Origin of the sequence: Variovorax sp. LjRoot84 (assembly GCF_964254305.1) — a bacterium.
Classification (GTDB): Bacteria; Pseudomonadota; Gammaproteobacteria; order Burkholderiales; family Burkholderiaceae_C; genus Variovorax.
Window position 1 is genome coordinate 6052161 of record NZ_CAXUTE020000001.1, and the last position, 24155, is coordinate 6076315.

The 24155-nt window shown below is 67.2% G+C and carries 22 protein-coding genes; 5 read left to right on the forward strand and 17 right to left on the reverse strand.

Annotated elements, in window-relative coordinates:
* Positions 1-4: 4 nt before the first annotated feature.
* From ACSQ9I_RS29845 to phnC, 6 genes are all read right to left on the reverse strand, one after another.
* The gene (locus ACSQ9I_RS29845; RefSeq protein WP_436315576.1) at positions 5-2440 is read right to left on the reverse strand and encodes a PepSY domain-containing protein; all 2436 of its coding nucleotides are present in this window, start codon (positions 2438-2440) and stop codon (positions 5-7) included.
* Between the two features lie 20 nt (positions 2441-2460).
* Entirely contained in the window at positions 2461-4575 is a 2115-nt protein-coding gene (locus tag ACSQ9I_RS29850; protein WP_436315577.1) for a TonB-dependent siderophore receptor, read from the reverse strand.
* A 144-nt stretch (positions 4576-4719) separates the two neighbouring features.
* Positions 4720-5310 carry a phosphonate degradation HD-domain oxygenase gene (locus tag ACSQ9I_RS29855; protein WP_436310153.1) on the reverse strand — a complete coding sequence of 197 codons (591 nt, stop codon included), beginning with the start codon at positions 5308-5310 and terminating at the stop codon, positions 4720-4722.
* 7 nt (positions 5311-5317) lie between these two features.
* The gene (phnE, locus tag ACSQ9I_RS29860) at positions 5318-6124 is read right to left on the reverse strand and encodes a phosphonate ABC transporter, permease protein PhnE (RefSeq protein ID WP_436315578.1); all 807 of its coding nucleotides are present in this window, start codon (positions 6122-6124) and stop codon (positions 5318-5320) included.
* Positions 6125-6143: 19 nt separating this feature from the next.
* A complete protein-coding gene (gene phnD / locus ACSQ9I_RS29865) occupies positions 6144-7091 on the reverse strand; it encodes a phosphonate ABC transporter substrate-binding protein (protein ID WP_436294213.1) in 948 nt (315 codons plus the stop codon).
* A gap of 31 nt (positions 7092-7122) precedes the next feature.
* A complete protein-coding gene (gene phnC, locus ACSQ9I_RS29870) occupies positions 7123-7974 on the reverse strand; it encodes a phosphonate ABC transporter ATP-binding protein (protein ID WP_436315579.1) in 852 nt (283 codons plus the stop codon).
* A 155-nt stretch (positions 7975-8129) separates the two neighbouring features.
* Here phnC and ACSQ9I_RS29875 point away from each other — a divergent pair, with 155 nt between their 5' ends.
* The 3 genes from ACSQ9I_RS29875 (at position 8130) to ACSQ9I_RS29885 (ending at position 11369) form a co-directional block, all read left to right on the forward strand.
* Positions 8130-9113: a GNAT family N-acetyltransferase gene (locus ACSQ9I_RS29875; protein ID WP_436315580.1), complete on the forward strand. Its 984-nt coding sequence runs from the start codon at positions 8130-8132 to the stop codon at positions 9111-9113.
* A 795-nt stretch (positions 9114-9908) separates the two neighbouring features.
* Positions 9909-10541, forward strand: coding sequence for a DUF1326 domain-containing protein (locus ACSQ9I_RS29880; RefSeq protein ID WP_093107289.1), 633 nt, complete (start codon positions 9909-9911; stop codon positions 10539-10541).
* A 48-nt stretch (positions 10542-10589) separates the two neighbouring features.
* The gene (locus ACSQ9I_RS29885) at positions 10590-11369 is read left to right on the forward strand and encodes a DUF2182 domain-containing protein (RefSeq protein WP_436315581.1); all 780 of its coding nucleotides are present in this window, start codon (positions 10590-10592) and stop codon (positions 11367-11369) included.
* Positions 11370-11649: 280 nt separating this feature from the next.
* Here ACSQ9I_RS29885 and ACSQ9I_RS29890 read toward each other — a convergent pair whose 3' ends face one another.
* Complete coding sequence (locus ACSQ9I_RS29890) at positions 11650-12876, reverse strand: SMP-30/gluconolactonase/LRE family protein (protein ID WP_436315582.1); 1227 nt, start codon at positions 12874-12876, stop codon at positions 11650-11652.
* Positions 12877-13140: 264 nt separating this feature from the next.
* On the opposite strand from ACSQ9I_RS29890, the gene ACSQ9I_RS29895 reads away from it, so the two are divergent.
* Positions 13141-13428 carry a hypothetical protein gene (locus ACSQ9I_RS29895; RefSeq protein WP_093107283.1) on the forward strand — a complete coding sequence of 96 codons (288 nt, stop codon included), beginning with the start codon at positions 13141-13143 and terminating at the stop codon, positions 13426-13428.
* Between the two features lie 93 nt (positions 13429-13521).
* Here ACSQ9I_RS29895 and ACSQ9I_RS29900 read toward each other — a convergent pair whose 3' ends face one another.
* From ACSQ9I_RS29900 to paoA, 5 genes are read right to left on the reverse strand one after another with little or no spacing between them, the layout of a single operon-like run.
* Positions 13522-13941, reverse strand: coding sequence for a carboxymuconolactone decarboxylase family protein (locus tag ACSQ9I_RS29900; RefSeq protein ID WP_436315583.1), 420 nt, complete (start codon positions 13939-13941; stop codon positions 13522-13524).
* 23 nt (positions 13942-13964) lie between these two features.
* Positions 13965-14438, reverse strand: coding sequence for a (R)-mandelonitrile lyase (locus ACSQ9I_RS29905; RefSeq protein ID WP_436315584.1), 474 nt, complete (start codon positions 14436-14438; stop codon positions 13965-13967).
* Positions 14439-14459: 21 nt separating this feature from the next.
* Complete coding sequence (gene paoC, locus ACSQ9I_RS29910) at positions 14460-16670, reverse strand: aldehyde oxidoreductase molybdenum-binding subunit PaoC (RefSeq protein ID WP_436315586.1); 2211 nt, start codon at positions 16668-16670, stop codon at positions 14460-14462.
* A gap of 3 nt (positions 16671-16673) precedes the next feature.
* Positions 16674-17624, reverse strand: coding sequence for an FAD binding domain-containing protein (locus tag ACSQ9I_RS29915; protein ID WP_436315587.1), 951 nt, complete (start codon positions 17622-17624; stop codon positions 16674-16676).
* Complete coding sequence (paoA, locus tag ACSQ9I_RS29920; protein WP_436315588.1) at positions 17621-18259, reverse strand: aldehyde dehydrogenase iron-sulfur subunit PaoA; 639 nt, start codon at positions 18257-18259, stop codon at positions 17621-17623. Before paoA ends, ACSQ9I_RS29915 begins: the two co-directional genes overlap by 4 nt.
* Positions 18260-18376: 117 nt before the next feature.
* Here paoA and ACSQ9I_RS29925 point away from each other — a divergent pair, with 117 nt between their 5' ends.
* Entirely contained in the window at positions 18377-19345 is a 969-nt protein-coding gene (locus tag ACSQ9I_RS29925; RefSeq protein ID WP_436315589.1) for a LysR family transcriptional regulator, read from the forward strand.
* A 6-nt stretch (positions 19346-19351) separates the two neighbouring features.
* On the opposite strand, the gene ACSQ9I_RS29930 is transcribed toward ACSQ9I_RS29925, so the two are convergent.
* Genes ACSQ9I_RS29930 through ACSQ9I_RS29950 form a run of 5 tightly spaced genes read right to left on the reverse strand, consistent with a single transcriptional unit; the run spans position 19352 to position 24107 of the window.
* Positions 19352-20029, reverse strand: a complete 678-nt coding sequence (locus ACSQ9I_RS29930) for a GntR family transcriptional regulator (RefSeq protein ID WP_436294204.1) — start codon at positions 20027-20029, stop codon at positions 19352-19354.
* Between the two features lie 50 nt (positions 20030-20079).
* Positions 20080-21051, reverse strand: a complete 972-nt coding sequence (locus ACSQ9I_RS29935) for a Bug family tripartite tricarboxylate transporter substrate binding protein (protein WP_436315590.1) — start codon at positions 21049-21051, stop codon at positions 20080-20082.
* A gap of 28 nt (positions 21052-21079) precedes the next feature.
* The gene (locus ACSQ9I_RS29940; protein ID WP_436315591.1) at positions 21080-22066 is read right to left on the reverse strand and encodes a zinc-binding dehydrogenase; all 987 of its coding nucleotides are present in this window, start codon (positions 22064-22066) and stop codon (positions 21080-21082) included.
* Positions 22067-22107: 41 nt separating this feature from the next.
* The gene (locus ACSQ9I_RS29945) at positions 22108-22917 is read right to left on the reverse strand and encodes an enoyl-CoA hydratase (protein WP_436315592.1); all 810 of its coding nucleotides are present in this window, start codon (positions 22915-22917) and stop codon (positions 22108-22110) included.
* Complete coding sequence (locus tag ACSQ9I_RS29950) at positions 22917-24107, reverse strand: CaiB/BaiF CoA transferase family protein (protein WP_436315593.1); 1191 nt, start codon at positions 24105-24107, stop codon at positions 22917-22919. The genes ACSQ9I_RS29945 and ACSQ9I_RS29950 overlap by 1 nt, the downstream gene beginning before the upstream one ends.
* Positions 24108-24155: the final 48 nt, after the last annotated feature.

Below are 24155 nucleotides of genomic sequence, written 5' to 3' on the forward strand. Positions count from 1 at the left end.
GGGCTCAATACACGTCGCGCCGATAGCGGCCTTGCGCGATCAGCTCGTCGAACCCGGCCGTTCCCAGCACTTCCCCGAGAGCCGCGTCCACGCCGGGCGCCATGCCTTCGAGGCTGCCGCACACGTAGACGAGCGCGCCATCGGCGATCCAGCGCCGCAGTTCGTCCGCCGCTTCGCGCAGGCGGTCCTGCACGTACCTGCGCTCGGGCTGGTCGCGCGAGTAGACGAGGTCGGCGCGCGCCAGCATGCCGAGCGCCTGCCACTGCGCGACCTCCGCGGCGCAGAAGGCGTCGTGCGCGGACTGGCGTTCGCCGTACACCAGCCAGTTGCGCCCGTGGCCGCGCCGCACCCGCTCGCGCAGGTGCGAACGCAGGCCCGCGAAGCCGGAGCCGTTGCCGATGAAGATGCAGGGCAGGTTCTCGTCTGCGAGCGCGAAGCCGGGGTTGGCGACCAGCCGCATCTCGATGCCGGCATCGAGCGGCGCGCCGGCGGTCAGCCAGCCCGATGCGACGCCCAGGCCGTTGTCGTGGCGCGCCTGCCGCACCAGCAGTTGCACGCAGCCGTCGGCAGCGATCGAGGCCACCGAATAGCTGCGCGGCGCCAGCGGCGCAAGAGGAGGACGGGCATCGGCAGTGCCGTTCGGATGAGGCGGCAGCACCTCGACCAGCGCGCCCGGCGCCCACGCTGGCGCGCCGGCACGATGCAGCTCGATCTCGAACAGCGGATCGCCCTGGCTGCCATCGTTCTGCAGGCTGCGGCGCACGAGCCGCCAGGCTTCGAAGGGACGCTCGGCAGAAGAGGCCGGATGCGAGGGCCACGCAGCACCCCGCACATCGAAGGCCTCGGCGATCGACCGCTGCCAGCGCCCGATGGCTTCGGGATTGCCGTTGTCGACCTCGACCATCGCAAACAGCGCCTGCGCCCCCTGGCTGCGCAGGTCGTGATCGAGCTTCCGGCCGAAGCCGCAGAAGGTGGCGTAGTGCCAGTCGCCGAGTGCCAGCACGCCGTAGTGCACGTGCCGCAGCTGCGAGCCCGCCTGCTGCGCGAACTTGCGCGCGAAGGCGCGTGCGCTGTCGGGCGGATCGCCGTCGCCGAAGGTGCTGACTACCCACAGCACCTTGCGGAAGTGCAGCAGCGCATCGACGCTCAGCTCGGCCAGGGTCTTGACCACGGTGCCGACGCCCGCCGACTGCAGCGCGGCCGCGGTCTGCAGGGCGACGCGCTCGGCATGGCCCGTCTGCGTGGCGAAGGCGATCAGCACCTGCTCCGCGCCCTGCGCGGCGCCGCTTCGGCCGCGGCTGAGCCGCGCGCGCTCGGCGCGCACCGCTTGGCTTGTGCGGCGGCGGCCGAGGTACAGCATCCAGCCGGTGATCGCGAACAGCACCAGGCCCAGGCTGGCGAGCATCATCAGGATGCGGCCCGGCAGGCCCCAGTAGGTGCCCATGTGCAGCGGATAGATGCTGTTCACGAGACGTCCGGCCAGCGGCTTGTCGGCATAGCGCTCGTGCTGGCTCGCCTCGCCGGTGGCGGCGTGCAGGTAGAGCCGGTTGCGCGCGCGCTCGTGTTCGGGCGCGGCGCGCAGGTAGGTCGCCTCGACCTGCGAGGCATTGCGCGCCGGCAGGCGCAGCGTGACCTGGCTCCAGTCGCCGCCGATCGTCTGCTGGAAGGACAGCCACACGCGCTGCAGGTCAAGCCGGACGGGGGCGGCGGCATTGGCGGAACTGCCCTGCATCCGCTGCGTCCGCGCGGCGCGCCCAACGCCTGCCGCGTCGTCGACCAGCGAGCGCACCCCATCGAAGGCCCAGTAGATGCCCGTGAGGCCGGACACCAGATAGGCCAGGAGCGCGATCGTCCCAGCCACGGCATGCAGGTTCCACAGGAAAACACGGCCGCTTTGCGCGAAGTCGATCCGCAGCCAGCTGCGCCACGCGAGCGGCCGACGCGGCCAGCGCAGGTACAGGCCCGACAGCGCGAGCACCAGCAGCGCCGCGGCCAGCGTGCCGGTGACCGGCTTGCCGGTGTCGCGCGGCATCAAGAGCCAGCGATGCAGGCTTTCGACGAACTCGAAGAAGGCATCGCCGCGCGGCTCGGGCAGCAAGGCCGCGCTGAAAGGATCGACCAGGCGCGTTTCGCCGCGGCGTTCGCCGGGCGGGGGTGCGAAGTTCACGCGCGCCGGCCGGCCCGGCTCGGCGTAAAGCGTCAGCGTCAGGACGCGGCGGCCGGGCTCTGCGGCCTGGAGTTGGTCGAGCAGCGCCGCCGGGACCAGCGGCATCGCTGCGGCTTGCGCCGGCACGCGGTGCAGCGCCGGATTGAGCAGGTCGACGATCTCGGCGCGGAACGAAAGCACGGCGCCGCTCAAGCCGATGACGGCCAGCACCGTCCCGGCCGTGATGCCGATGAACCAGTGGATCTGGACCCAGATGCGCCGAAGAAGAGCCATCGCAGAAGCCACCGTCTTCTTCAGAGATCGATCTTGAGCGTCGCCTTGACGCTGCGCGGCGCGCCCACCGCCAGCCGCGTGCCGGCGGCCGCCCAGAAGCGCTTGTCGCCGACGTTGTCGACGTTGAGCTGCCACAGCGTTCGCTTGCCGAAGAGCTGCGTGACGTAGCGCGTGCCGAGGGCGAAGATCGTGTAGCCGCCGATGAAGCCCTGGTTCAGGTCGTCGATCGGGCGCCGGCCCGTGTAGTAGGCGCCGCCGTTGACCGAGAGCCCCGGCACCGCCGCGATGTCGTAGGAGAGGAAGGCGCTGGCCGTGTGCTTGGCCGTGTTCTCGGGCATCTTGCCGTTGTACTGGGCGTTGATGTCGCGGAACTCGGCGTCGAGGGCTTGCGCCGACAGCTGCCAGGCCAGCTGGCGCGTCAGGCGTCCCTGCGCCGAGAGCTCGAGGCCGCGGTAGTTCTGGCGACCGTCGGCGACGAAGGTGTTGGCGCTGTTGGTGTAGGCGCCGGGCCGCTCGATGTCGAACAGCGCCGCCGACAGCAGCGTGCCCGTGCCGGTCAGCCAGCGCAGGCCGAGCTCCTTCTGCTTGCTCACGCCCGGCGGCATGCGGTTGTTCTGGTTGGCGGTGCCGGCGGGTGCGACCTCGCCTTCCTCGACGCCTTCCGCATACGAAACGTAGGTCACGAGATCGGGCGTGAACTTGTAGCTCAGCGCGGCCAGCGGCGTGGTCTTCTTCACGTCGTAGTCGATCCGCGGCAGCGTCGAACTGGCGAACTGCGTGCTCTCGAAGCGCGTGTGCCGCACGCCCGCCACCAGTTGCCATTCCGGCGAGAAAGTGATGCGGTCGAGCGCGTACAGGCCCAGCTCCGTGCTGTCCTGCGCGCCGGTGGTCGGCTGTGTCGGCAGCGCGGTCAGCGGCAGGAAGCCGATGGCGCGCGGGAAGTACAGGTTCTGCGCGGTGGTGGCGCCGCCGTAGTTGCGCTGGAAGATCGGGTCCTGGGTCTTGTCGCTGCGCGCGACGCCCAGCGTGAGCTCGTGCTGCACGCCGCCGGTCGCGAAGGTGCCGAACAGCTCGCTGCGCAGCAGGTCGGTGCTTTGCTCCAGGTGCTGCACATTGCCGGTGATGCGGCCGGCGCCGGTGCGCACGTTGTAGTTGCCGAACATCGCGAGCCGCCGGTCGCGCTCGGCCTCGGAATGCCCGGCTTCCACCATCAGGGCCCAGTTGTCGCTGAGCGAGTAGTCGGCGCGCAGCTGAGTGTTCGTGACTTCGGCTTCGAAGGTGGCCCAGGGCGGACCGATCAGCTTGCGCGGGTCGGGCAGGGCCGGCAGCGCGATCACGCCGTTGACGGCCGCCAGGCGCGTGATGCCGGCCTGCTCGGTGATGCTCTTGCGGTAGTGCTCGAGATCGGCCTTCAGCATCAGGCGGTTGTTGACGCGCCAGTCGAATGCCGCCGACAGGAACTTGCGGTTGCCGTCGACGCCCTCGATCGGCGAGCCCAGCTGTCCGCCGGCCGCGTTGATGCGCAGGCCGTACTGGTTCTGGTCGCCGAACTGGCGGCCCACGTCGGCGAAGCCCTGCGCCGTGCCGTGGTTGTCGAAAGTCATGCCGAGCGTCGCGACCGGCGTGCTGCCGGCGCGCTTGGTCACGAAGTTGACGACGCCGGCCGGCGAGGTGAAGCCGTAGTAGAGCGCCGACGCGCCCTTCAGCACCTCGACACGCTCCTTGTTCTCCATCGGGATCTCGGACACGTTGGGAATCGCGAGCGAGCCGTTGAGCCGGTAGTTTGTGCGGTTCTCGACCGCGATTCCGCGGATCACGAGCTGGTCGAAGGTGTCGCCGCCGTTCTGCTGGCGCGTGACGCCGGCCGTGTTGCGCAGCACGTCGTAGATGCTGGCCGCGCCCTGCAGCTCGATGACTTCGCGCGTCACCGTGTTGACCGTGGCCGGCACGTCCATGATGCTGGCGCCGCGGAAGGTGCCGGCTTCGACGGTGTTGGCGACGAAGCCGTTGGTGCGGTCGGACTGCACGGTCACGGCGCGGAGTTCGTCGCCGGGATTCGAGGGAGAGGGGGCGGCCTGCGCGCAGGCCAGCTGCGCCGCCAGCGCGAGCGGCATCGAGACGAAAAACTTGTGCATGGGAACGCAAGCCGACGGGCGACGATCCCGGCGACGACATCAGGAAAGAGAGATTGAGACAGGTCGATTGTAGGCGACAGAATGAGAATTATTCTCATATCTGACACTCGAAAGCGCGTCCGGCTCGCTCGATCGGCGAGCCGTCTACAAGGCCGCGAGCTTCTCGCGCGCAGGCTGTGCCTGAGATGCCAGCGCCTGGGCGATGCGCATGTAGTGGGCGAGCGGCGGCGTGGCCTGGCCCGGCACCTTGGCCGAGTCGTCGTAGCGCCGCAGGCGCACGGCCTCGGCCGCGAAGGGTTGCGTCATGAAGCGTTGCGCTTCTTCGGGCGTATGGACGCCGCCCTGCAGCTCGAGGCTGCGCTTCGATGCCGGCGACAGCGTGTCCCAATAGCCGGAGTCGATGGCGCACAGACAGCGCTTGGCATCCACGTGCAGGCGGATCGGCTCCAGCACGGCCGGCGCGAACAGGCCGCGCAGGAAGGGCAGCGCGATGTACTGGTGCAGGTCGTCGCGCTGCTGCTGCGCACGAGCCACCTCGTCCGCGCGTTCCGCTGCGAGCAGGTGGCCGAAGTCGTGCAGCAGGGCTGCGACCACGGTCTCGGATGTTTCCTCTGCTTCTTCGGCGAGCTGCGCGCACTGCAGCGCGTGCTCGAGCTGGCTCACGGCCTCGCGCCCGTACTGGCGTTGCCCTTTGGTGCCCAGCAGGCGGGTGATCTCTTCGACGGTCAAAGCCATGGCAGTGCTAAACCAGCATCTTTCGAATGCGCGCGGACACCAGGTCGATCGCGCTGACGCTGACGACGATGATCAGCATCACCCCGCAGGTCTCGGCGTACTTGAAGCCGCGGATGATTTCCCACAGCACAACGCCGATGCCGCCGGCGCCCACCATGCCGACCACCGAGGCCGAGCGCACGTTGGATTCGAAGCGGTAGAGCGCGTAGGAGATCCACAGCGGGATCACCTGCGGGATGACGCCGTAGACGATCTCGTGCAGCGCGCTGGCGCCGGTCGAGCGGATGCCTTCCACCGGCTGCGGATCGATGGCCTCCACCGCTTCGGCGAACAGCTTGGCCAGCACGCCGGTGGTATGGACCCAGAGCGCGAGCACGCCGGCGAAGGGCCCCAGGCCCACGGCCACCACGAAGAGCATGGCGAACACCATCTCGTTGATGGCGCGGCAGCCGTCCATCAGGCGCCGCATCGGCTGGTAGACCCACCACGGCACGATGTTGGCCGAGGCCAAGAGCGCCATCGGCACGGCAGTGAGCACCGCCAGCGCCGTGCCCCACAGCGCGATCTGCAGCGTGATGACCATCTCGTCGACGTACATGCGCCACTGCGTGAAGTCGGGCGGGAAGAACTCGGCCGCGTAGGTGGCCATGTTGCCCGAGTCGCGCAGGAGCTCGAAGGGCCGCATGTCGGCGCCCTTCCATGAGGCCGCGAGCAGGATCAGCAGCAGCGCCCACGCGATTTGCCAGGCGAAGCTGCGCTTCGGCACGGCCACGGTCTGCAAGGGCGGGCGGGGTTTCAGGACCGTCGGTTGCATGAAAGAGTCGGAGAAGAAATCAGTTCAGCGCACCGAGCTTCTTGTCGATCTCGGCCAGGCGGGTCTTCTTGTCCGAATCGCTCAGCGCTGCGTCGGCCTCGATCTTGGTGCGCTGGCCGAACAGGTCGAGCTGGCGGATCGGGATCAGCTGCTTGTCGCTCGATTCCTTGAAGCCCGAGAGCTTGGAGATCTTCATGATGATCTCCTTCTCGCGCGCATCGGTCTTGGCGTAGTTGTAGAAGAAGTTCTTGATCTTGGTCTTGGTCGCTTCGGGCAGGTCCTTGCGCATCACCAGCGGGTCGAGCGGGATCAGCGGCGAGGTCCAGACGATCTTGATCTCCTTGAACTTCTCGGGCGAGCGCTCCTTCACCTTGTCCAGGTTCTCGCTGTTGTTGGTGGCCACGTCGACCTGCTTGTTGGCCACGGCCAGCGCGTTGGTTTCGTGATTGGCGCTGCGCGTGAGCTTGAACAGCGACTTGGCGTCCACCTTGTGCTGCGCGAAGGCGTAGTAGCTCGGCACCAGGAAGCCCGAGGTGGAGTTCGGGTCGCCGTTGCCGAAGCTCAGGGATTTGCCGTTCTTCAGCACGTCGTCGAGCGTGTTCAGCGGGCTGTCCTTGTGCACGATCAGGTGCGAGTAGTAGCCCTGGGTGCCGTCGGCGTTGACCATCTGCGCGAAGACTTCGCCGCCGGCGCGGTCGACCGCTTCCATGGCCGACTTGTTGCCGAACCAGCCGAGCTGCACCTTGTTGAAGCGCATGCCTTCGATGATGCCGGCGTAGTCCGGCGCGAAGAAGGCCGTGACCTTGAGCCCGGTCTGGCGGCTCATGTCGTCGATCAGCGGCTGCCAGTCCTGCTTGAGGTTCTGCGTCGCCTCGGTGGAGATGATGCCGAAGTTGATGTCCTGCGCGAAGGCGCCGGTCGTCATGCCGAGGCCAATGGCCAGGGCCGCACACAGTTTCTTGATCATGGTGGGTTCCAGGTTGGAAGGAAGAAGGAAATCAGGCCGCCGCCGCCCACGGCACCAGCGCGGGTTGCGGCAGCACGTGAACGTTGGGGTTGTCGGAAGGGGCGGCGGACAGGAGTTCGTCGGCCTCCACGCCGTAGAGCTCGCGCAGCAGCGACGCGCTGAGCGCCGACGAGGGGCCGTCGTAGACCACCTCGCCCTGCTTCAGCGCGATCACGCGCGGGCAGTACTTCATCGCGATCTCGACCTGGTGCAGCGAGACGATCACGGTGGAGCGGTCTTCGCGGTTGATGCGCGCCAGGATCTCCATCACCTTGCGCGAGGATTCGGGGTCCAGCGAGGCGATGGGCTCGTCGGCCAGCACCACCTTGGCGCCCTGCACCAGCGTGCGTGCGATCGCGGCGCGCTGCTGCTGGCCGCCGGAAAGCGTGGAGGCCCGCTGCGCATGGCAATCGGCGATGCCCACGCGCGTGAGCGCATCGAGCGCGAGCGCGCGCTCCCTGGCGGTGAAGGCGCGCGTCCAGCTGCGCCACCACGGCATGCGATGCAGCGAGCCCACGAGCACGTTGACCAGCACCGGCAGCCGCGCCACCAGGTTGAACTGCTGGAACACGAAGCCGACCTGCGCGCGCACCTTGCGGATGTCGCGGTGGATGCGCCCGCGCTGCTGCACGCAGCAGCCGTCGATCTCGATCAGCGAGTCGCTGCCACCGTCGGCCGCCACCAGGCCGGCCACATGGCGCAGCAGCGTGGACTTGCCGGAACCCGAGGCGCCGATCAGCGCCACCATCTCGCCGCGCTGCACGCTGATGTTGATGTCGCGCAGGGCGTGCCGGCCGTTGGCGAAATGCTTGTTGAGCTGGTGGATGCGCAGGGCGGTTTCCATCGTCGGTCCCGAAGTCGTCTAGACAACCGGAGTCTGATCACTGGCTGTGACGGCCTCTTGACGCTTTGACGACGCCCGTGTGTCAGCCGATGGCTTTCAGGCGCAGGCCATGTATCGTGAGGTGAGCGCGATCTCTGGCGCTGCTGGGCTGAGACATGAACCTGTCGATCGAACCCGTTTCCGAAGCGCATTTCGCGGGGCTGCGTGCTGCGCTCGACACGGTGGCGCGCGAGAAGCGATTTCTTGCATTCACGCAGGCGCCTCCTGTGGAGCAGGCCTTCGACTTCTACCGCTCCATCATCGCCAACGACGGCTGCCAGATGGTCGCCTTGCTCGACGGACAGGTGGCCGGCTGGTGCGACGTGCTGCCGAGCCATGGCCAGGCCCGGTCGCATGTGGGCATTCTCGGCATCGGCCTGATTCCATCCGCACGGCATCTGGGCATCGGCGCGAAGCTGATGCAGGCAACCATCGCGGCGGCATGGGCGAAGGGAATGACGCGCATCGAACTCACGGTGCGCGTCGACAACACGAACGCCAAGGCCCTGTACGAACGGCTCGGCTTCGAAGTCGAAGGGCTCCTGCGCCGCGCTTTCCGGGTCGACGGCGAGTACTTCGACAGCTATTCGATGGCGTTGTTGCGGGGCGCAGCCGGAGCGCCGGTTCCGGCACCGGAGATCCTTGTTCGCGCCGCCGGCCTTGATGATGCTGTCGCGGCCGCGGCCTGCGTCAATGCCGCTTTCGAGCTGTACATCGAGCGCATGGGCAAGGCGCCGGCGCCCATGCTGGCCGACTATCCTGCGCTCATTGGTGCAGACAAGGTGTGGGTCGCGGTGCGCAGCGGCCAAGTGGCGGGGGTGCTCGTGCAGTACGAGACGGAGGATGGCTTCTATGTCGACACCGTGGCCGTGGCCCCGGCGTGTCAGGGCACGGGAGTCGGACGCTCGCTCTTGCGCTTTGCCGAGGGCGAGGCGCTGCGCCGCGGTTTCGAGGCCGTCTACCTGCGCACCAACGCCAGGATGACCGAGAACCAGATCCTCTACCCGAAGATCGGCTACGTCGAGTACGACCGCAGAACCGAGGGTGGGTACGAGCGGATTTTCTATCGCAAGTCCCTTGTTCCGGCCGCGTCCTCATGAGAGCGCGGCCAGCCGAAGTCGCCGGTCTCAGGCGCGAAGGAGCGATCGTCGAGATTCGAGTGGTTGCGAGCAACGATCCAACTGCTGATTGCGCCCGTTTTCGGGCCAGGATCGGAAGTTCGTCACGACCCTCCAACCGCGCAGCTCGGTGCTGTACCTTGCAAAGATACGCCCGCTCAGGTTGTAGCCGACCGCGATGGTTGCCTGTCCGACGGCGCCACCCTGGAAACGATGTACAGGGTGGGAAGCTTGGCAATGCTTGCGGCCAACCAAGGACGGTGGGAAAGCCTGCAACGATACCGGCCAGTGCGAGGGACTCTGCAACGCCGACACGTCCGCGGGTGTGAACATATTGCTGAGCGGAAGGTGCTCTGCCATAAAGGGCCCTCAGCCGTGCGACAGAGCGTTGTACAACGCAAAGCTTGCCCCTTGCCCAGTCGAGTCGTAGCACGCCTCAAATGCGGCAGTCGGCCACGAGCAGCCGGTCAGTGCTGGCGCCCCAAAGCGGCCTGCCAACCCCGCTTTCGAACCCGACGCCTGAGCGGCACATTTTCTACGTCGAAGCGGTCCCCGGGGAACTGGCGAGATAGCTATTGATGCCTCGAACAGGTGTTGCGCTCCGCCTGCAATCGGCAGATAGTCAACTGGCCGTACTCAACGTGCGCGGCGCGCCGATCTGCTGCCAGCGTGGAGCTGGAGGTCTCGCTTTCACGCGGGCTGAGCGCGGGAAGGGGCAGGACGGTACGGAGACGACGCCCGCCGCGATCGTCGCAACCTTTGACAGGAGACAAGATCATGGCACAAGCGAATTGGCGCCTCGAAGGCGAATGGCTCAAGAACTGCACCTGCGCATACGGCTGCCCCTGCGATTTCAACGCGAAGCCGACACAGGGCTACTGCAAGGGCTTCTTGGGTATGCGCATCACGAAGGGGCATTTCGACAGCACGACGCTGGATGGACTGTGCTTCTTCGCGGTCGTCTCATTCCCCGGCCCGCTGCATGAAGGGAATGGACAGCTGCAACCCATCATTGAAGAACGCGCCACCGCGGAGCAGCGCGAGGCGCTGTTCAACATCATGTCGGGAAAGAACTCGGCCGAAGGGACGCTTTTTCAGATCTGCAGCCTCATCGTGACCAAGATGCATGACCCCATCTTCGCTCCCATCACGTTCCAGTTTGACAAGTCCGCCCGGACCGCACGCCTCGTCATCCCCGGCGTGCTCGAAACCGAGGTGGAACCTATCAAGAACCCGGTGACCGGTGCCCCCCACCGAGTCCAAATCGTGTGTCCGGAGGGGTTCGAGAACCTCGAGGGCGAGGTGGCTTCTTCCAACATCCGCAGCACCGGGGCCATCAAGTTCGAGACGCAGGGTGGACACAGCACACTTGCCCACGTCGTGCAGACACCGGAAGGTGTGGCAGCGTAGCGAGGGCTCCGCCTGCGCAGAGGTGAAGAGACCGTTGGAGGCGCCCAAGTGAATGGCGGCTCACTGATCCAGGGGGCGCTGCGGCGTGACCGCCTCCTCGTCATTTCCTGCCTGTTGTTCGTTGTCGTCTTGTCGTGGACTTATTTGCTGACCGGCGCCGGGATGATGCAAGAGATGGGCGAAATGCTGATGCCCATGAGTTCAGGGCCATGGACATTCGGCCATGCGGTCATCGTCCTCGTCATGTGGGCTGTGATGATGGCGGCAATGATGTTGCCGAGCGCCGCGCCGATGATCCTGCTCTATGCCACCATCGCACAGCGCCGCAGCGAACGAGGCGAATGCGCGACTGCTTCAGGCATCTTCGCCATCGGGTACATCGCTGTTTGGGCTGCGTTCAGCTTGGCAGCGGCAGCCCTTCAGTTTGGGCTGGAGAAAGTCGCCATGCTGTCGCCGATGATGCAGACAACCAGCATTGCGTTCTCCGGCGCAGTGCTGATCGGCGCCGGTCTTTACCAATGGACGCCGTTGAAGCACGCCTGCCTTCGGTATTGCCGCTCGCCTCTGGACTTCATCATGACGCATTGGCGCCCTGGCGCGGGCGGCGCGTTCAGGATGGGCTTGCGTCACGGCGCGGTCTGTGTGGGTTGCTGCTGGTTGCTGATGTTGTTGCTCTTCATTGGTGGCGTCATGAACCTCGCCTGGATCGCGGGCATCGCCCTGTTCGTGCTGGTCGAAAAGCTCAGCCCGCGCGGCGACTGGATAGGCCGCGGCGCAGGGGCCCTCTTGGTCGCATGGGGTGTCGCGACATTGCTCGCCTCGTTCTGAAAAGTCCGATTGGCAAAATTGGCCTCGGCCCCACGTGCGAACGGCCGCTATGCGCACCTTTGTTTGACTTCCGCTGGTCGTTCAGTGACTTCAGTGAACGTCAGCTTCTCTTAAGGGTGGAAGTCAGCAACGGGCCGGCCCGATGCGGTCCTACGCCCGTCCGAGAGGCGGACGGTCACGACCTGTGGAGCGGGCTGGCGGACTGGGCTTGCGACAGGCGCTCCGCCTTGACGTCGCTGCTGCATGGATGAAGCGGCTCGCGCGTTGGCGCCTTGTCCCTCTAGCCCGGCGCCGAACCCTGCGTGGCCGTGTAGACGGCATACAGCGACTGGCTGGCCGCCATGAACAGGCGGTTGCGCTTGGGGCCGCCGAAGCAGACATTGCCGCAGACCTCGGGCAGCCGGATGCGCCCGATGAGCCGGCCTTGCGGCGTCCAGACGGTGACGCCGCTGTAGCCCACGCTGCGGCCCGCATTGCTGGAACACCAGAGGTTGCCGTCCACGTCGGTGCGGACACCGTCGGGCCCGCACTTCACGCCGTCGACCATGAAGCTGCTGAACAGCTTGCCGTTGCCGAGCTTGTTGTCCGTCCCGACGTCGAACACATACATGTCGCCCTTGCCGCCGGCGATGGTGTCACCCGGTCCCTGCCCGGTGCTGACGACGTAGAGCTTCTTGAAATCGGGCGAGAAGCAGAGACCGTTCGGGTCAGGCACGAGATCTTCACCGGCCACTTGAGTGAGCGTTCCGCTCTTGTCCAGGCGGTAGACCGTGGTCGGCAATTCGCGCTTGTACGCGCCGATCTCAGGCGGCTGGCCGAGCTTCGGGTTCAGCCGCCCGGATTTGTTTGCGGGTCCGCCCGGGGCATCGACCGTGCCCTCGTAGAGCTGGGCGCCATACGGCGGATCGGTGAACCAGTAGCTGCCATCGGGGTGAGGGACAACATCGTTGGGCGAGTTGAGTCGCTTGCCGTTGAAGGTCGAGGCGAGAACGGTCACCGAACCGTCGAGCTCGTAGCGCACGACGCGCCGCGTGAGGTGCTCGCAGGACAGCTGCCTTCCCTGGTAGTCGAAGGTGTTGCCGTTGCTGTTGTTGGAAGGCGTGCGGAACACGCTGACGTGTCCGTCGTCCTCGCTCCAGCGCAGCTGGCGGTTGTTCGGAATGTCGCTCCAGACCAGAAAACGGCCGACCGAATTCCATGCCGGTCCTTCGGCCCACAACGCGCCGGTCCACAGCCGCTGGATCGGGGCATTGGGCTGGCGCAGGCCATCGAAGGCCGGGTCGATCGTGAGCACGTCGGGGTCGGTGAAGTAGGTGGTCGGGGCCCCTCGCCGGCTGAAGTCGCGTGGCGGCTGCGTGATGGTGCTCGGCGGTGCAACCGGTGCAGCTTGCGCGTGTGCCCAGCGCGGGACGACCATCGCGGTGCCTACCGCGGCGCCCACGCCGCGAAGAAGCTTGCGACGTAATACCGAACCATTCAATTTCGGATCGAACTCTTCTTGCGCCATGACTCACCTCATGAACAACGATGGAAGAAGCTGGAAAGAACGCGAGATCGGAAAGCCGGTCGGCATGCTACGCGCTTCTCTCCGGCTGCACCAGACGACCGCGATCAACGCGATGGCGCGAGACTTTCCTCACGCGCAGGCCAGGTTTCGGCCATCGGGAAAGGCCAGCCCGGCGGACTTTTCAGCGACGCTTAAGGATCGACGAAGAGACTGATTCCACAGCAAAGGAACAGTCCCGAGCTCCACCGAAAAGGATCAGACGCCATGAAGCCTTCTGTCGCTCCCAAGCCCCTCACCCCATCGCAGATGACGCTCGTGCTCGAGCTGCTCGAGTTGCGCCAGTTGGCGCCTCAGGAGACCGCTGCGAAGTTCAACCGCTTGACCCAGGTCGGCACCTTCTCGGAAGCCCAGCAGGAGGCCATCGAGATCCTCTTCGCGCTCGATGAAGACGAGATCCCGGATGCACTCTTCCAGTTCGCAGACGACGATGCCCGAGACATCGTTCGCGATGAGCTGGCGCACGAGGCGCGGCTCACCTTCGTGACAGCCTAGAAGGCTCAGGCAGCGCGATCACCAGGTAGCTGGCGAGGATGATGGTCAGCACCATGCCCTTGTCGGAGGTGGTGCGGACTGGAGAGATGGCTTTCACTTCTTCTGGAACACTTCCTTGGCCACCGAAATGGCGGTCACCGCGCTCGGCCAGCCGGCATAGAAGGCCAGGTGCGTGATGGATTCGATCAGCTCTTCCTGCGTGACGCCGTTGTCGCGCGCCCTGACGAGGTGAGGGCGAAGCTGGTCGGGACGGTTCATCGCGATCAGCGCGCTGACGGTCACCAGGCTGCGGTCCCGCGGCGAAAGGCCCGGACGCGCCCACACGTCTCCGAACAGCACGTTGTCCGTGAGCTCCGCGAACTTGGGCGAGATGTCGCCGAACATCTGCTGGGCCGGGGTGGCACCGCGCGCGGCCGGAGCCGGCGGGGTCGCTTGTGCCTGGGCGGGCGTGGACACCGCCCCCGCCAACGCCACGGCGACGCCGGCCAGGGAACTGGCAACTGATTTCTTCATGGCTTCTCTTCTTGGGTGATCGCTCATGGCCGGCTCCCGTACTGCGTGTCGCTGACCTTCTCCAGCCAGTCGACGGCCTTGCCATCCAATTGCTCCGTGATGGCGATATGCGTCATGGCCGTGGTCGGCGACGCGCCATGCCAGTGCTTCTGGCCCGGCGGGATCCAGACCACGTCGCCCGGCCGGATCTCTTGCACCGGGTCGCCCCAGCGCTGCACACGGCCCGTGCCGGCCGTGACGATCAGCGTCTGTCCGATCGGGTGCGTGTGCCAGGCCGTGCGTGCGCCGGGCTCGAAGGTCACGTACGAGCCCGTCGCACGCGAGGGTTCCCTGGGCTCGGGGAACAGCGGGTCGACCCGGACTGTGCCGGTGAAATAGTCGGCCGGGCCCCTGGCAGAAGGCTGGGTGCCGTTGCGCGCGATCTGCAGGCCGGTGTCCTGCGCCAGCGCGGATGCGGCCATGGAAAGGGAGATGGCGGTCATTGCCACGGATTTCATGAGGGTGTTTCTTGCAGGTCGTCAGCTCGCGAGCGAAGGCATCTTGGCGAGCAGCTTGTCCAGCGTGACCGGGTAGTCGCGCACCCGCACGCCGGTCGCGTTGTAGATCGCGTTCGCAATGGCCGCGGCCACCCCGCAGATGCCGAGTTCGGCGACGCCCTTGGCCTTCATCGGCGACGAGATCGGATCGGTCTCATCGAGGAAGATCGCCTCCTGATGGGGAATGTCGGCGTGAACCGGCACTTCATAGCCGGCCAGATCGTGGTTGACGAAGAAGCCGACGCGCTTGTCGATCACGAGCTCTTCCGTCAGTGCCGCGCCGACGCCCATGGTCATCGCGCCGATGACCTGGCTGCGCGCGGTCTTGGGGTTCAGGATGCGGCCGGCGGCGCAGACGGCGAGCATGCGTCGCACGCGCGTCTCTCCCGTTGCAGCGTCCACGGCGACTTCGACGAAGTGCGCGCCGAAGGTCGACTGCCGGTACTTCTTGTCGAGATCGCCGAACTCGATCGTGTCCTCGGCCACGAGGCCCTTCTCGCCGGCCGCCTGCGCCAGCGGCACGCTGCGTCCGCCCGAGCGGACCTGTGCGTCTGCGAACACCGCATCCGTCGCGTCGAGGCCGAGCGCCTGCGCCACCGCTTCGCGAAGCTTCACGCAAGCCGCATACACCCCTGAAGTGGAGCAGTTGGCGCCCCATTGCCCGCCGGAGCCCGCAGACACCGGAAAGGAAGAGTCGCCAAGGCGCACGACCACCTTGTCGAGCGGCACGCCCATCATCTCTGCAGCGGTCTGCGCGATGATCGTGTAGCTGCCCGTGCCGATGTCGGTCATGTCGGTCTCCACCGTCACGACGCCGCGACGGTCGAGCCGCACGCGCGCGGCCGACTTCGTGACCTGGTTGCCGCGAAACGCCGCGGCGACGCCCATGCCGATCAGCCAATGGCCTTCACGCGTCTTGCCCGGCTGCGGATCTCGCTTGCTCCATCCGAAGCGATCGGCGCCGCCGCGCAGGCACTCGATCAGCCGGCGCTGCGAGAAGGGCCGCTCGGGATTCTCGGGATCGACCTGGGTGTCGTTGCGGATGCGGAACTCGACGGGGTCGAGTCCGAGTTTCTCGGCCATTTCGTCGATCGCGATCTCGAGCGCCATCATGCCCGTGGCCTCACCCGGCGCGCGCATCGCATTGCCTTCGGGCAGATCGAGCACCGCGAGGCGCGTGGCCGTCATGCGGTTGGCGCCGGCATAGAGCAGGCGGGTCTGGTGGACCGCGCCGTCGGGCTTGCCGCTCGGCAGATCGCCCGACCAGCTCTCGTGGCCGATGGCGGTGATCCGGCCGTCGCGAGTGGCGCCAATGCGAACGCGCTGGATCGTCGCGGGCCGGTGCGTCGTGTTGTTGAACATCAAGGGCCGCGTCAGCGCAACCTTCACCGGGCGCTTCGCGGCCCGCGCGCCGAGCGCAGCCAGCAGCGCGTCGGCTCGCAGGAACAGCTTGCCGCCGAAGCCGCCGCCGATGAACGGCGAGATGAGGCGGACGTTCGCCTTGTCGATGCCGAGCGTCTTCGCCATCTCGCTCGCGCCCCAGTCGATCATCTGGTTCGAGGTCCAGAGGGTGAGCTTGTCCCCGTTCCAGGCCGCGATCGACGCAGGCGGCTCCATCATCGCGTGGGCCTCGTCGGGCGTGGTGTAGCTCTCGTCGAGCTGAACCGGCGCGGCGGCGAATGCGCCCGCGAAGTCGCCCACGGCGGTGTCCGGCGCGCCGGCGGTGATGCGCGGGGGCTTGGCCGCGGCGTCCTTGACGGCCGCGAGCTCGAACGATCCTTGTGCCTTGACGTAGTCGACGCGAACCAGCTGGGCGGCCGCGCGGGCCTGCTCGAAGCTCTCCGCGACCACCAGCGCGATCGCCTGGTGGTAGTGCTCGATCTCGGGCCCGCCGAGCAGCTTGGCGGTGTTGAAGCTGCCCTTGCCGAGCTTCCCGGCGTTGTCTGCGGTGACGATGGCGAGCACGCCGGGCGCTGCCTTGGCGCGGCTCAGGTCGATCGAGGCGATCCGACCCTTGGCAATGGCCGAGCCGACCACATGGCCATAGGCCTGGTTGGGAACGACGTCGTGCCGTTCGTAGGCATAGGGGGCGGTGCCCGTCGTCTTCAGTCGGCCATCGATCCGGTCGACGGGCTTGCCGACGACCTTGAGTTGGTCGATCGGGTTGGTGGTTGCGGGCGTGTCGAACTTCATCGCTTAAGCCTTTGCTTGTGCCAGCACCGCGCCGAGCGTTCGCTCGGCCAGCATCAGCTTGAATTCGTTGTGGGATGTCGGACTGGCGCCGGCCAACAGCTGCGCCGCGACGGCACGGGCGCCGCGTGGCATCTCCGCCTCGGCCGCCTCGACGCGCCACGGCTTGTGCGCCACGCCGCCCAGGGCCACGCGGCCGGTGCCGTCGCGCTGCACGATGGCGGCGACCGACACCAGCGCGAAGGCATAGGAAGCCCGATCGCGCACCTTGCGATAGATCTGCTGGCCGCCCACCGGCTTGGGCAGCGTGACCGCGGTGATCAGTTCGCCGGGCGCGAGCGCCGTCTCGACATGCGGCGTGGCACCGGGAAGCTTGTGGAAGTCCGCGATCGGGATGGTGCGGCGCGACCCGTTCGGGCGCGTCGTCTCGACGCTCGCATCGAGCGCCCTCATGGCGACCGCCATGTCGCTGGGATGCGTCGCGATGCATGCGTCGCTCGCGCCCACCACCGCATGCTGCCGGCTGACACCGCCGATCGCCGAGCAGCCGCTGCCGGGCTGGCGCTTGTTGCAGGCCTGGTTCGTGTCGTAGAAGTAAGGGCAGCGCGTTCTCTGCAGCAGGTTGCCCGCGGTGGTCGCCTTGTTTCGCAACTGTGCCGATGCGCCCGCGAGCAGTGCGCGCGACAGCAGGCCGTAGTCGCGCCGCACGCGCAGGTCCGCGGCAAGGTCCGTGTTGCGCACCAGCGCACCGATGCGCAGGCCGCCGTCGGACGTGCTCTCGATCTTGTCGAAGCCGAGGCCGTTGACGTCGATCAGATGGCCGGGCGTCTCGATCTCCAGCTTCATCAGGTCCAGCAGGTTGGTGCCGCCTGCGATGAAGCGCGCGCCGGGTTCGCGCGCAGCCGCCGCCACCGCCTGCGCAGGCGAGCTCGCGCGCTCGTAGCTGAAGGCTCTCATGCCTTCACCCCCGCGACTTCGGAGATCGCTTCGACGATATTGCTGTAGGCGCCGCAGCGGCAGATGTTGCCGCTCATGCGCTCGCGAAACTCGACGGTCGTGAGTTGGGGGCTGGCCGTGAGATCGGCGCTGACATGGCTCGGTATGCCCTGGGCGATCTCGCCCAGCATGCCCACGGCCGAGCAGATCTGCCCCGGCGTGCAGTAGCCGCATTGGTAGCCGTCGTGCTTGACGAAGGCCGCCTGCATCGGGTGCAGCTTGGCGGGCGTGCCGAGGCCTTCGATCGTCGTCACCTTGGCACCTTCGTGCATCACGGCGAGCGTCAGGCACGAATTGATCCGCCGGCCATCGACCATCACCGTGCAGGCGCCGCACTGGCCATGGTCGCAACCCTTCTTGGTTCCGGTCAGATGAATATGCTCACGCAGCGCGTCGAGCAAGGTCGTGCGGGTGTCCAGCACCAGGCGGCGCGTCTTGCCGTTGACGCTCAGCGTCACGGTCGAAGGGCTCGGCCCGCTGGCTGCGCGCGTGGGCGCGGCGGCGACCGCCCCCGCCATCGCGGGGACGGAGGCGGATGCCGCACCGGCCTTCAGCAGGCCGCGCCGGGAAATCGTGAACACATCGGGGGTTTTCATATGGCGTAGCACTCCTTGATGAAGGCACTTTAGGTCTGCACCTGCTAGCCGAATAGACCGCGCAACCTTGAAGGACTGACAAGTTGCTGTTGATAATCGATGGAGAAAGGGCGCTCCATGCCGATCAATGAATTGCGTTCCATCGCGACCTTTGCGAAGGCTGCCGAGCTCGGCAGCCTGCGCCAGGCTGCCGCCGCCCAGGGGATGACGCCGCAGGCGGCGAGCCAGGCCCTGGCGCAGCTGGAGCAGCACCTCGGCGTGCGGCTGTTTCACCGCACGACGCGCAGCCTGTCGCTCACCGACGAGGGCCGGCAGTTCCTCGAGGCCGCGCAGCCGGCGTTGGTCGGCATGCAGCGCGCCCTTCACATGGCGCGTCAGGCCAAGGACGAGATCGCCGGGCCGCTGCGCATCGTCGGCCCGCATTCGGTCTTCGCGCCCGTGCTGTGGCCGGTGCTCGACGAGTTCTGCCGGCTGCATCCGGAAGTGCAGCCCGACGTGCAGTTGGACGACCGCATCGGCAACTGGGTCGAAGACCGCGTCGACGTCGGCTTTCGCGTCGGGCCCTCGCCGGCCGAGGGCGTCATCGCACGCAAGCTGTTTCCGCTGCAGCTCATCATCTGCGGGGCGCCGGCGTACCTGGCCCGCCATGGCGCGCCGGACAACCTCGACGCGCTCGCCGCGCACCGCTGCAGCGTCTTTCGCCGTCCGCGCAACGGCACGCTCATGCCCTGGTACGTCAAGGTGGAAGACAGCATCGTCGAGCACCACGTGGTGCCTGCGTTGTGCGTCAACGATGAGCCGCTGGAGACCGAAGCCGTGCTGGCCGGCCACGTCCTCGGGCTCCTGACCAGCGTCGCCGCTGCGCCGCACATTCGCGCCGGCCGCCTGGTGCCGCTCTTGACCAGGCACGTGGCCGATCGCTCCAGCACCTTCATCTACTACGGAAGCCGCACCGCCCAGCCCATGCGCGTCAGGGCTTTCATCGACCTGGCTCTCAAGCGCCTGGTCAACAACCCGGCCTACGTGCTGACTGCGAAGGAGCTGCAGGCTGCGGAAGCGAAGGGGCGAAAGACGGCACGTTCCTGAACTGCGTCAGGCGCCCGGCAGCTGCTCCTCGAAGTTCGACAGCAGCCGCGCCCGCCCGGCCAATACGTGACGTTCCGCCGCCGCGCGCGCGCGCGTGCGGTTCGATGCCGCGATCGCCTCGTAGATCGCGCGGTGCTCCACGTTCGAGCGGCGCATGTTGCCCGGCGCATTGAAGTACTTGCGCCGCACCAGGTGCAATTCCTTCACGTAGTCGTCGTAGGCCTGGTAGGCGCGCCGGTTGTTCGAAAGCGTGAGGATCAGCGCGTGGAATTGCAGGTTCAGCTCGTAGTAGAGCGTGCCGTCTTCCGCATCGCAGGCGGCGTCCATCGCCGCGAGCAGGTCCTCGAACTGCTTCTTGTGCTCTTCGGTCAGATGCTCGCAGGCCCGGTCGGCCGCATAGCCGAACACGAGCGCACGCAGCTCGTAGATCTCGACCATCTCGCGCAGCGACAACTGCCGCACGTACACGCCGCGGTTGGTGACGGCATTGACGATGCCCAGCCCCGCCAGCACCTTGATGGCTTCGCGGATCGGCCCGCGGCTGGTGCCCATGCGCAGGGCCAGGGCCGCTTCGTTCAACCGCTCACCCGGCTTGAACTCGCCGGTGTAGATGAGTTGCTTGAGCTCGTTGACGATGGCTTCCGACAGGGCGGAGCCACGGGTGCTTGAAGAGGGCGGGGGCATGCGCAATCCTAACTTCTGACCTGGTCGTGGACGCTTCCCCGCGCGGCCTCTCACTCGACCTTGACGTTCGCGCTCTTGACCAGCTTGACCCAGAACTTGCCGTCCTCGGCGAGGAAGCTGTCGAACTGCTCGGGCGATGCGGAGACGGACACCTCGGTGCCGTCGCGCGCCAACGAGGCCTTGACCGAGGACTGCTGCATCGCACTGATGGTCGCGTCGTAGATCTTCCGGACGATGGCCGGCGGCGTCGCGGCCGGCACGAACATGCCATACCAGAACTCGAGGTGGTAGTCGGGCAGGCCGGCCTCCTTCATGCCCGGCAGCCCGGGCACCAGCGGCGAACGATCGCGCGTGCTGACGGCCAGCGCGAGCAGCCGGCCGCCGTTGGCCATCGGCAGCACCGAGGGCGAGGTGCCGAAGGTCAGCTGCGTGTCGCCCGCCATCACCGACTGGATCGCCAGGCTGCCGCCGCGGTACGGGATGTGCGTCATTTCCGCGCCGGTCACCTGGCTGAACAGCGCGGCGCCCAGGTGCGGTGCCGAGCCGTTGCCGGAGGTCGAGTAGTTGAGCTTGCCGGGGTCCTTCCTGGCTACCGCGATGAGGTCGGCGACCGAGCGGATGCCGGTCGCCGGGTGGACCGCCAGCACCAGCGGCGAGGTGGTCATCTTGGTCACGGCCTTGAGGTCGCGTGCCGAGTACGGCAGCTTGGCATTGAGCGCCGGATTCACCGAGATGCTGCTGGGGCTCGCGATCAGCAGCGTGTAGCCGTCGGGCGCCGACTTGGCCACCAGGTCCGCCGCGATACTCGAGCCGTTGCCCGGCTTGTTGTCGACCACCACCGGCTGCCCGAGCGCCTTGCCGAGCGCTTCGCTCATGGCGCGCGCCACGTAGTCGGCCGCACCACCCGGGGCAAAACCGATCACGAGGCGAATCGGCTTGCTCGGATAGTCCGCGGGCTGCGCCCAGGCGGCGCACGCGAACGCGCACAGACCCCATGCCAGGACGAGGCTCTTGGTTCTCATCTGCTTGTCTCCTTTGTGTTCTTGGGAATCAGGCCGCGGCCGGCATGCGCAGGACGATCTTTCCGACATGGCCGCCGGATTCCATGCGTGCCTTGGCTTCTTCCAGGCGGGCGAAGTCGAAGACCCGGTCGATCCGCGGCCTGATCCGGCCTGCTGCGATGTGCGGCAGCACCTCCGCCACGAAGGCGGGCACCGCCGCTGCGCGCTGCGCCTTGCTGCGCAGCTTGTTGGACACGCCGAACACGGTGAGCCGCTTCGCATGCAGGGCGGCGAGGTCGAGCTCGGCGTGCACCACGCCGTCGACATAGCCCACGGTGGCGAGCCGGCCTTCGAAAGCCATGGCGCGAATGTTCTCTGCGAAGACCGTGCCGCCCACCGTGTTGACGACCAGGTCCGCGCCGTGCTGTTGCGTCGCCTCCATCACCGCGGCAGCGAAGTCGGGCGCGCGCGTGCAGATGGCGACATCCAGGCCGAGCGGCTGCAGCGAGGCCAGCTTGTCGGCCGAGCCCGAGGTGCCGATGACCTTCGCGCCCAGCGCCTTGGCCAGCTGGAGGCTTGCCACCCCCACGCCCGAAGACACGCCATTGATCAGGACCCAATCGCCGGCCTGGAGCCGGCCCTGCAGCACCAGCATGTCGTAGGAAACCAGGAAGGTCAGCGCGACGCTGGCGGCCTCGTCCCACGACAGCCCGGATGGCACAGCCATCGCCTCGGCCTCCTCCATGGGCGCGAACTCGGCGAACGCGCCGGCACAGCGGCCCATGACCCGGTCCCCCGGCCTGAAGCGGGTGACTTCCGCCCCGACGGCAACGACCTCGCCGGCGCCTTCCCCGCCGATCGCCTTCCAGCTGCCGGCTGCGCCGTGCAGGCCATGGCCGGCCACGAACTCGCCGCGGTTGAGCGACGCGGCGTGCATGCGCAACAGCAACTGCTGCGGGCCCGGCTGCGGCACGGCAACCTCGCGCAGTTCCAGAAGCGTTGCCGCATCGCTCATCTGCATCCAGTACGACTGCATGGTGTCTCCTTGGTTTTTCGTGGACGGCTAGCGGCCGGTGGCTAGCGGCCGGTGAAGACCGGCTTGCGCTTCTGCATGAAGGCGGTGCGGCCTTCGGTGTAGTCGGCGCTCTCGAAGCAGCCGCGGATCAGCGATGCGCACAGGGCCTCGTCCAGCGCCGGCGAGGGCTTGAGGATCTCGCGCGTGATCGCCTTGCCCGCCGCCACGGTCAGCGGCGCGTTCTCGGCGATGGCGCCGGTGTACTCGGCCAGCAGCTTGTCGAGCACGGCCGGCGCGCTCACGCGCGTCACGAGGCCGAGCGACTTGGCCTCCGCGGCATCGATGCGCCGGGCGGTGAAGAACAGGTCCTTGGCCGCGCCCGGGCCGATCAGATCGACCAGGTTCTTCATCGCGGAATAGCGGTAGCCCAGGCCCAGCCGCGCCGCCGGAATCGAGAACACCGAGTCCTCGGACGCGATGCGGATGTCGCAACTGATCGCCACGTTCACGCCGCCACCGATGCAGTAGCCGCGGATGCAGGCCAGCGTCGGCTTGGCGAAGTCGTGGATGCTCATCAGCGCCTCTTCGGCCATCGCCTCGTAGCGCGCCACGGCCTCGCGCGCGGCGCGCATGTCCTCGAACTGCGAGATGTCGGCGCCCGAGACGAAGGCCTTCTCGCCCGCGCCGGAGAAGACGACCAGGCGCACCCGGTCGTCGTCCTGTGCCATGCGAAGCAGCCGCGGCACGGCTTCCCACATGTCGACCGAGAGCGCGTTGTGCCGCGCCGGGTTGTTGAAGCGGATGTGCAGCGTGCTGGCGTCGAGCCAGGTCTGCACGCGTTTGGTGCTGGATTCGTAGACGGGATTCGACATCAATAGACTCCGGTCGCTTTCATGCGGGCGAGATCGTCCCGGCCGATACCGAGTTCGAGCAGGACTTCCTCCGTGTGTTCTCCGCGCCGCGGGGCAGCGCGGGCAATGGTGCTGGGCGTGCGCTCCAGCTGCATCGGCTGGCCGACCAGCCGCTGGGGCCCAAGCCGGGGCGAGACCACCTCCTTGACCATGCCCAGGTGCCGGACCTGCGGCTCCGCAAAGACTTCGCGCATGTCGCTGATGAGGCCGCAGGCCACGCCGCCGGCATTGAACTCTTCGATCCAGTGGCTGCGGTCGCGCGCGGCGAGGCGCCGGTTGATCTCGGCGTTGAGCGCATCGCGGTTGAGCGAACGCCCCGCCTTGTCGTGGTAGCGCTCGTCGCTGATCCATTCGGGCGCGCCGAGGATGTTGCAGAAGCGCTCCCAGATCTTGGAGCCGAACACGGCGATGTTGAGATAGCCGTCGCGTGCCTTGTAGACCCCCGTCGGAATGCTGGTCGGATGGAAGTTGCCGGCCTGCACGCCGACTTCGCCGTCGATCAGGTAGCGCGAGGTCTGGAAGTCCAGCATGTAGACCATCGACTCCAACAGCGAGGTGTGAAGCCACTGGCCGCGACCGGAGGAATCGCGCTCGAGCAAGGCCACCAGGATGCCTTGCGCCGCGAAGATCCCGGCGCACAGGTCGGCGATCGGGATGCCGACGCGCACCGGGCCGTCGCCCGGCAGGCCGGTCACCGACATCAGTCCGCCCATGCCCTGCGCGATCTGGTCGAAGCCCGGCCGTTTCGCCAGCGGGCCGGTCTGGCCGAAGCCGGAGATGCTGGCGTAGACCAGGCCCGGGTTGTCCGCCGCGAGCGTCTCATAGTCGATGCCGAGGCGGAACTTGACGTCCGGCCGGAAATTCTCGACCACCACGTCGGCGCCGGCGATCAGGCGCTTCAGGGTGGCGACGCCTTCTTCTTCCTTGAGGTTGAGCGTGATCGAGCGCTTGTTGCGATGCGTGTACTGATAGTCGGAGCCGTCCTGCCCGCCCAGGGTGTCGTCGCCGCGCATGTGCTCGGGCATCTGGACCTGGATAACGTCGGCGCCCCAGTCGGCGAGCTGCCTGCAGGCGGTGGGGCCGGCGCGAACCTGCGTCAGGTCGATCACGCGGAATCGTTGCAGGGCGGAGGAAGCAGGCAGGTGTGGCATTCGACGGGAATTTGATGGCCTTGAATGGGGTGAATTGTTTTCATCGAT

Coding starts and splice junctions, on each gene's coding strand:
- ACSQ9I_RS29905 (WP_436315584.1), bottom strand. CDS start 14,438: ATGAAATCCGTGGCAATGACCGCCATCTCCCTTTCCATGGCCGCATCC.
- ACSQ9I_RS29895 (WP_093107283.1), top strand. CDS start 13,141: ATGAAGCCTTCTGTCGCTCCCAAGCCCCTCACCCCATCGCAGATGACG.
- phnE (WP_436315578.1), bottom strand. CDS start 6,124: ATGCAACCGACGGTCCTGAAACCCCGCCCGCCCTTGCAGACCGTGGCC.
- phnD (WP_436294213.1), bottom strand. CDS start 7,091: ATGATCAAGAAACTGTGTGCGGCCCTGGCCATTGGCCTCGGCATGACG.
- ACSQ9I_RS29875 (WP_436315580.1), top strand. CDS start 8,130: ATGAACCTGTCGATCGAACCCGTTTCCGAAGCGCATTTCGCGGGGCTG.
- ACSQ9I_RS29845 (WP_436315576.1), bottom strand. CDS start 2,440: ATGGCTCTTCTTCGGCGCATCTGGGTCCAGATCCACTGGTTCATCGGC.
- ACSQ9I_RS29950 (WP_436315593.1), bottom strand. CDS start 24,107: ATGCCACACCTGCCTGCTTCCTCCGCCCTGCAACGATTCCGCGTGATC.
- ACSQ9I_RS29850 (WP_436315577.1), bottom strand. CDS start 4,575: ATGCACAAGTTTTTCGTCTCGATGCCGCTCGCGCTGGCGGCGCAGCTG.
- ACSQ9I_RS29935 (WP_436315590.1), bottom strand. CDS start 21,051: ATGAGAACCAAGAGCCTCGTCCTGGCATGGGGTCTGTGCGCGTTCGCG.
- phnC (WP_436315579.1), bottom strand. CDS start 7,974: ATGGAAACCGCCCTGCGCATCCACCAGCTCAACAAGCATTTCGCCAAC.
- ACSQ9I_RS29925 (WP_436315589.1), top strand. CDS start 18,377: ATGCCGATCAATGAATTGCGTTCCATCGCGACCTTTGCGAAGGCTGCC.
- ACSQ9I_RS29915 (WP_436315587.1), bottom strand. CDS start 17,624: ATGAGAGCCTTCAGCTACGAGCGCGCGAGCTCGCCTGCGCAGGCGGTG.
- ACSQ9I_RS29855 (WP_436310153.1), bottom strand. CDS start 5,310: ATGGCTTTGACCGTCGAAGAGATCACCCGCCTGCTGGGCACCAAAGGG.
- ACSQ9I_RS29940 (WP_436315591.1), bottom strand. CDS start 22,066: ATGCAGTCGTACTGGATGCAGATGAGCGATGCGGCAACGCTTCTGGAA.
- ACSQ9I_RS29890 (WP_436315582.1), bottom strand. CDS start 12,876: ATGGCGCAAGAAGAGTTCGATCCGAAATTGAATGGTTCGGTATTACGT.
- ACSQ9I_RS29880 (WP_093107289.1), top strand. CDS start 9,909: ATGGCACAAGCGAATTGGCGCCTCGAAGGCGAATGGCTCAAGAACTGC.
- ACSQ9I_RS29900 (WP_436315583.1), bottom strand. CDS start 13,941: ATGAAGAAATCAGTTGCCAGTTCCCTGGCCGGCGTCGCCGTGGCGTTG.
- ACSQ9I_RS29945 (WP_436315592.1), bottom strand. CDS start 22,917: ATGTCGAATCCCGTCTACGAATCCAGCACCAAACGCGTGCAGACCTGG.
- paoA (WP_436315588.1), bottom strand. CDS start 18,259: ATGAAAACCCCCGATGTGTTCACGATTTCCCGGCGCGGCCTGCTGAAG.
- paoC (WP_436315586.1), bottom strand. CDS start 16,670: ATGAAGTTCGACACGCCCGCAACCACCAACCCGATCGACCAACTCAAG.
- ACSQ9I_RS29930 (WP_436294204.1), bottom strand. CDS start 20,029: ATGCCCCCGCCCTCTTCAAGCACCCGTGGCTCCGCCCTGTCGGAAGCC.